Raw genomic sequence first — 6,306 nt, 5'->3', positions numbered from 1 at the left:
GCCCCGCTCCCTGAACGGGGGCGGCACCCTCGCACGGGTGCCGTTCCCGGCGCCGAGCGGGGCGCCGTCGTGTCCTCCCGCGCCCCGCCGACGGCGCACCGGTCCACCCCGGCCCATCCCCTCCGTGGCCGAAACGCATACGCTCCCGGGCTCCGTCCGCACTCCGGGCACCCGCATCTGGCCGGGACAGTCCCCGGCGGCATATGCGCCCTCCCACCCGCGCTGAAAGGCCGGAACGCCGAAAACCGGATCCTCCTCATCCGCATACTCGCCTCTTTTGGGACTCGTGTTACCTGACGGATTTCCCGGAATGCCTATCTCCGCACCACCTTCAAGACATCCACACATTCCGGGTTGACGGTGGGCCACAGCCCGGCGGAATATGAATCGCGCGAAGCCGACCACGGGGCATCGCGAAAAAGAAAGCGGAGCACTTCCGCGTCTTTGGTAACACGCGACACCATAGATATCTCCGGACCCCAGCCGGATCGGCCGGAGCGTCCGCACCACAGTTCCGCCGCACTGACCCAGCAGGTCAGGACGGCGTGAAGGCCCAGGTCGGAGACGAGCCAGGGCCGGAGATCCACTCAGGTGGAAGCAGAGTTCCAGGTCGGCATAGATCCCCGCGCCCAGCAGGCGGAGGGGGATTCCTCCGGTGTCGCCCATGCGCCGGGATACACCCGGACATGGCGCGCGGAAGGGCATGGCCAATCCGGAAGGTCACGCCCTCATCCGGCACACCGCAGTACATCATCTCGCGCCGAATAGGCGGCGCACCAATATTTCCTCAGCATTGCCGCAGTAATAAGGCGGCAGTGATGGCGAAGCGATGGCCGCGATGGCAATGGCGCTATTCCAGAATGAGCCGCGCCATCTCATCTCATCTCATCTCAAAGGAGATCACCATGGCTGTGAACCGAAGACGTTCCCTGACCCGCTCGGCCGTCGGCACCCTCGCCGTCGGGATGATGGCGGCCGTCGGCGCCGTCGCCACCGCACCCGCAGCCCAGGCGGAGACCGCCCCCAGCGGCCAGGTCGCGAAACTCGCCCCCAGCGTCTCGAAGACCTTCAAGCTCCCCAAGGGCGTCACCACCTTCAAGGCGGAGTCCGGCTCGGCCAAGGCCACGGTCACCCGCACCGCCAAGCAGGCCCAGCTCAACATCACCTGCACGCTGTACGTGTACAACCCGTACTACTCGGCGGGCTATGTCAACGGCTACGCCAACGTGAGCTGCACCAGCGCCGTGTCGCAGATCCGCATCGTCGCGGGCCTGTACCTGAACAACTGGCTGCAGGTGACCAACACCCAGTACTCGTACGGCAGTAGCTGGGTGAGCGCGACAGCCCAGCGCTGGTACAGCGGCGCGGGCTGGTGGCAGACGGGATCCGTGGCGACGATCTGGTTCCCGCCCGGCTACTCGCCGCCGGTCGGCAACATCCCGCAGGTCAACAGCGCGGCCGTCTGGATCTAAGGTCCTTGTCCAAGGCCCTTCCCCGGAGTGGGCCCGCGGGGTGAGCGACATCGTGTGCCGGGTGCCCGTCCGCTGTGGGGCGGCGGAGACACCGGGCTCCCGGCACACCGGCCCGGCGCGGTCCGGGCCAGGGGTCCAGCCCCAGGAGGGGGACGGTCAGGCGTCCTCCCGGCCGTCCCCCTCCGCCCGGCTCTCCGGCTCTCCCTTCGAAGGAGATCACCATGACTGTGAACCGAAGAAGCTCGCTGACCCGCACGGTGGTCGGGACCCTCGCCGTCGGGATGATGGCGGCCGTCGGCGCCGTCGCCACCGCACCCACCGCCCAGGCCCAGACCGCCCCCAGCGGCCAGATCGCGAAACTCGCCCCCAGCGTCTCGAAGACCTTCACCCTCCCCAAGGGCGTCACCACCTTCACGGCGGGGTCGGGCGCGGTCAGCACCACGCTCGTCCGCGACGCCAAGCAGGCCCAGCTCAACATCACCTGCACGCTGCACGTGTTCAACCCGTATGTGTGGGCGGACAAAGCCCATGGCTCCGCCAGCGTGAACTGCACCAGCCCCATGACGCAGATCCGAGTCATCGCGGGCGTGTACCAGGACGGCGCGCTCACGACCAACACCGAGTACTCATACGGGAGTTCATGGGCCAGCTCGGTGGCCTGGCGGTGGTACATCCCCGCCCTGTATCAGTCGGGCGCCGTGTCGACGCTCTGGTTCCCGACCGGCCACACGCCTCCGACCGCCAACCTCCCGTTTATCAGGAGCGCGGCCATCTGGCTCTGAGGCCGTGTTCCGAGGGCCCTTCCCCGAAGTGGGCGGCCCGCGCGCCGAGTTCCACACCGCGCTCGGCTCCACCCCGGGCTCTGAGCTCCCGCTCGCCCGGCGATAAGGGTGCTGAAGACCGCGCCGGGCGCGGATGGCCGTTGGCCGACTCCCGTGCCGTCTCGTCTCCAAGGAGATCACCATGGCTGTGAACCGAAGACGCTCTCTGACCCGCTCGGCCGTCGGCACCCTCGCCGTCGGGATGATGGCGGCCGTCGGCGCCGTCGCCACCGCACCCGCCGCCCAGGCCCAGACCGCCCCCAGCGGTCAGATCGCGAAACTCGCCCCCAGCGTCTCGAAGACCTTCACCCTGCCCAAGGGCGTCACCACCTTCAAAGCGCAGTCCGGCGCGGCCAAGGCCACCCTCGTCCGCGACGCCAAGCAGGCCCAGCTCAACATCACCTGCACGCTGTACGTGTACAACCCCAACGTGTACTTCGGCCAGGTCCGTGGCAGCGCCCACATCAGCTGCACCAGCGCCGTCAAGCAGATCAGCGTCACCGCGGGGCTGTACCGGAACAACTGGCTCCAAGTGACCAACACCTCGGGCTCCACCGGGCTCTCCTACGCCAGCGTCACGGCCGTACTCCAGTACTCCTACGCGCTGTATCAGACGGGCGGTATCGGGACTATCTGGTTCCCGCCCGGCTACAGCCCGCCGTTCGCCAACTTCCCGCAGGTCAACAGCGCGGCCCTCTGGCTCTGAGGCCGTGTTCCGAGGGCCCTTCCCCGGAGTGGGCCCGCGGGGTGAGCGACGCCGTGTGCCGGGTGCCCGTCCGCTGTGGAGCGGCGGAGACACCGGGAACCCCGGCACACCGGCCCGGCGCGGTCCGGGACACGGGTCCAGCCCCAGGAGGGGGACGGTCAGGCGTCCTCCCAACCATCCCCCTCCACCCGGCTCTCCCTTCGAAGGAGATCACCATGGCTGTGAACCGAAAACGTTCCCTGACCCGCACCGCCGCCGGCACCCTCGCCATCGGGATGATGGCGGCCGTCGGCGCCGTCGCCACCGCACCCACCGCCCAGGCGCGGACCGCCCCCAGCGGCCAGATCGCGAAACTCGCCCCCAGCGTCTCGAAGACCTTCACCCTCCCCAAGGGCGTCTCCACCTACACGGCGGAGACCGGCGCGGTCAGCACCACGCTCTCGCGCACCGCCAAGCAAGCCCAGCTCAACATCACCTGCACGCTGCACGTGTACAGCCCGTACAAGTCGGCGGACAAGGTCCACGCCGCCGCCAGCGTGAACTGCACCGGCGCCGTGTCGCGTATCCGCCTCGTCCTGGTCCTGTACAAGAACGGCTGGCCCGAGTTCAGCACCGTGGACTCGTACAACACTTCCTGGGTGAGCGGGTCGGTCTGGGTGTGGTACAGCCCCGGTCGGTATGAGTTGAGCGTCCGGGGGACGGTCTGGTTCCCGCCCGGCTACAACCCGCCGTTCGCCGATTTCCCGCCGTTCAACAGCACGCCCATCTGGCTCTGAGGTCGTGTGCCGGGTGCCCGTCCACGGTGGGGCGGCGGAGACGCCGGGACCCCGGCACACCGCCCGGCACGGTCCGGGGATGGGGCCAGCCCCAGGAGGGGGACGGGCGGGCGTCCTCCCGGCCGTCCCCCTCCGCCCGGCTCGGCCACGGATCGGGGGGCGGCCAAGCCCGGCGAGCGCGACTACCGCGAAGCCACCGTCACCGGCGCCGACGCGATCGTCGTCTACGACGTCGGCGCCCCCGACGTCCTCACCGTCACAGCGGTCAAACTCATCACCTTCTAGCCCAGCGCCGGCCGCACATGCCCGTTGGCCGACGTGAGGCGGTGGGTCGCCGCCGGGGCGTCGATGTCCGCGAGCAGCATCAGGATCGCCACCTTCACCTCGCCGCCCGCCGCCGTCAGCGCGCCCGCGACTGCGGTGTCGTCCGCCTCCGTGGCCAGGGCCACGATCCGGTGGGAGCGGGCCCGCAGTTTGTCGTTGGAGGCGCGCAGGTCGACCATCAGGTTCCCGTAGGTCTTCCCGAGCCGGATCATCGTGATCGTCGAGATCATGTTGAGCACCAGCTTCTGGGCCGTGCCCGCCTTGAGCCGGGTCGAGCCGGTGAGGAGTTCGGGGCCGGTGACGATCTCGATGCCGTGCTCGGCCGCCGCCGCCAGGGGGCTGCCCGCGTTGCAGGAGAGCCCGACCGTCAGCGCGCCCAGGGCGCGGGCGTGGGTGACCGCGCCGACCGCGTACGGGGTCCGCCCCGACGCCGAGATCCCGACCACCGTGTCCCGGTCGGTGAGCGCGAGCGCGTCGAGGTCGGCCACGGCCAGGTCGGCACGGTCCTCGGCGCCCTCCACGGCCTGGACGAACGCCTCCGACCCGCCCGCGATCAGCCCGACCACCTGGGAGGGGTCGGTGTCGAAGGTCGGCGGGCACTCGCTGGCGTCCAGCACCCCCATCCGTCCCGCCGTGCCCGCGCCCGCGTAGACCAGCCGCCCGCCGTGCGCCATCCGTTCGGCGATGGCGTCGATCACGGCGGCGATCTGCGGCAGTCGCGCGGCGACCGCGCCGGGTACGGAGGCGTCCTCACCGTTCATGGTCCGGGCGATGTCGAGCGTCGACCGCTGGTCGATGTCGGCGAGGTCCGGGCGGAACGCCTCCGTGGTGAGCGTGGCGAGCTGTGCGCGCAGTGCGTCACGGGCGTCGCGGTCGTCGCGCGGGGCGCCCTGCGGGTCTCCGTGGGCGGTGGCGGGCGGTGTCGAGGTCATGGGCACGCTTTCCGTGAGGGCGGTCAACGGGCGGGTGGAGCGTCGTGGTGCGCGGACAGTGGGGTCGTGGTGCGCGGACAGTGGGCAGGGTGGGGTGGGTGCGGGGTCAGCGGGTCGGGGTCCGGGCCGAGTGGCGGTGGGCCAGGGCTTCGTAGGAGGCGGCGAGGGCGGGGGCGGCCGTCTCGTAGATCTGTTGCGCCACGCCGATGAACAGGCAGTCGACGACGAGCAGTTGCCCGGTGCGCGAGGACATCGCGGCCGGTCTCAGCTCGGACTCCCGCGCGGTGGAGGTGGTCAGGACATGGTCCGCGTACTGGGAGACCGGTCCGTCCGGCCGCCCGGTGATCGCGACGGTGGTCGCACCGCGTTCGAAGGCGGTACGGAGAGGCTCGATCACATCGCCGGTCGAGCCGGAGTGGGTGATGGCGACGGCCATGTCGCCGGAGCGCAGTTGCACGGCGTTGGTGATGGCGAGGTGGGGGTCGGTGTGGGCGTGGGCTATCAGGCCGATCCGCAGCAGTTTCTGTGCCAGGTCCATTCCGACGAGGGAGGACGCGCCGACTCCGTAGATGTCGATCCGGCGCGCGGTCGCGGCGGCGGCCACGGCGGCGGAGAGCGCGGCCGTGTCGAGGGTGGCGGCGGTGTCGGCGAGGGTGCGCTGTTCGTCGCTGGCGAGTTTGGCGACGACCTCGGCGATCGGGTCGTCGATGGTGATGTCGGGGGTGACGCTCGGTGCGCGCCCGGACTGCTGGTGGGCGGCGAGCCCGGCGAGGGCGAGCCGCAGATCCCGGTAGCCGGGGTAGCCGAGGAGCCGCGCGGTCCGGACGACGGTGGCCTCACTGGTGCCGGTCAGCTCGGCGAGCCCGGTGACGGTGAGGGCGGCGCACCCCGCCGGGTCGTCGGCGACGGCCTCGGCGACGCGCTGCATCGAGCGGGTCATGGAGGGGACGAGGGTGCGGACCTTGGCGGCGAGGGCGGCGGGTGCGGTGGGCGGGGCGGGTGAGGTGGATGGAGTGGGCTTGGTGGCGGTGGGGCGTCGGCCCGGTTCCGGTGACCGTGGGGCTCCCGAGGATCCGGGGGACCCCGGGGTGAAAATTTCCTTCACTGAGTCGCTCACATTTGGAAGGTATTTTCAGTTTTCCGGAGGAGTCAAGTCCGGGTGACGGGTGAGACCACGGTGATGCCAGGGGCGCTCCGGCTACGGGGGCCGGGGGAGCGCGCTGGTCCCCGAGTGCCGCAGGGGGAATCCGGCCGGGGCGCCCCCACCGCCGGGAC

Annotated in this window: 6 protein-coding genes; 4 read left to right on the top strand and 2 right to left on the bottom strand. The window is 70.7% G+C overall.

The features are described 5' to 3' along the window. The first annotated feature begins 905 nt into the window (after positions 1-905). The 4 genes from ACFVIM_RS31510 (at position 906) to ACFVIM_RS31495 (ending at position 3,775) form a co-directional block, all read left to right on the top strand. Entirely contained in the window at positions 906-1,472 is a 567-nt protein-coding gene (locus ACFVIM_RS31510; protein ID WP_384308679.1) for a hypothetical protein, read from the top strand. 221 nt (positions 1,473-1,693) lie between these two features. Further along, positions 1,694-2,254: a hypothetical protein gene (locus ACFVIM_RS31505; RefSeq protein ID WP_384308676.1), complete on the top strand. Its 561-nt coding sequence runs from the start codon at positions 1,694-1,696 to the stop codon at positions 2,252-2,254. A 181-nt stretch (positions 2,255-2,435) separates the two neighbouring features. Continuing rightward, a complete protein-coding gene (locus ACFVIM_RS31500) occupies positions 2,436-2,999 on the top strand; it encodes a hypothetical protein (protein ID WP_384308673.1) in 564 nt (187 codons plus the stop codon). A 215-nt stretch (positions 3,000-3,214) separates the two neighbouring features. Beyond that, a complete protein-coding gene (locus ACFVIM_RS31495) occupies positions 3,215-3,775 on the top strand; it encodes a hypothetical protein (protein WP_384308671.1) in 561 nt (186 codons plus the stop codon). Between the two features lie 281 nt (positions 3,776-4,056). Here ACFVIM_RS31495 and murQ read toward each other — a convergent pair whose 3' ends face one another. Together murQ and ACFVIM_RS31485 are read right to left on the bottom strand one after the other, a co-directional pair. Continuing rightward, positions 4,057-5,031, bottom strand: a complete 975-nt coding sequence (gene murQ / locus ACFVIM_RS31490; RefSeq protein ID WP_384308668.1) for an N-acetylmuramic acid 6-phosphate etherase — start codon at positions 5,029-5,031, stop codon at positions 4,057-4,059. A gap of 106 nt (positions 5,032-5,137) precedes the next feature. Continuing rightward, on the bottom strand, positions 5,138-6,148 hold the full coding sequence (locus ACFVIM_RS31485; protein ID WP_384308665.1) for a MurR/RpiR family transcriptional regulator: 1,011 nt from the start codon (positions 6,146-6,148) through the stop codon (positions 5,138-5,140). Positions 6,149-6,306: the final 158 nt, after the last annotated feature.

This window comes from Streptomyces sp. NPDC057638, from assembly GCF_042800315.1.
Classification (GTDB): Bacteria; Actinomycetota; Actinomycetes; order Streptomycetales; family Streptomycetaceae; genus Streptomyces.
The sequence above is the reverse complement of the archived record's forward strand: the minus strand, read 5'-3'. Positions and strand labels throughout refer to the sequence as shown.

Bases quoted from the DNA above. Each gene is read 5' to 3' on its own strand.
- ACFVIM_RS31505 (WP_384308676.1), top strand. From the start codon at position 1,694: ATGACTGTGAACCGAAGAAGCTCGCTGACCCGCACGGTGGTCGGGACC.
- ACFVIM_RS31495 (WP_384308671.1), top strand. From the start codon at position 3,215: ATGGCTGTGAACCGAAAACGTTCCCTGACCCGCACCGCCGCCGGCACC.
- murQ (WP_384308668.1), bottom strand. From the start codon at position 5,031: ATGACCTCGACACCGCCCGCCACCGCCCACGGAGACCCGCAGGGCGCC.
- ACFVIM_RS31510 (WP_384308679.1), top strand. From the start codon at position 906: ATGGCTGTGAACCGAAGACGTTCCCTGACCCGCTCGGCCGTCGGCACC.
- ACFVIM_RS31500 (WP_384308673.1), top strand. From the start codon at position 2,436: ATGGCTGTGAACCGAAGACGCTCTCTGACCCGCTCGGCCGTCGGCACC.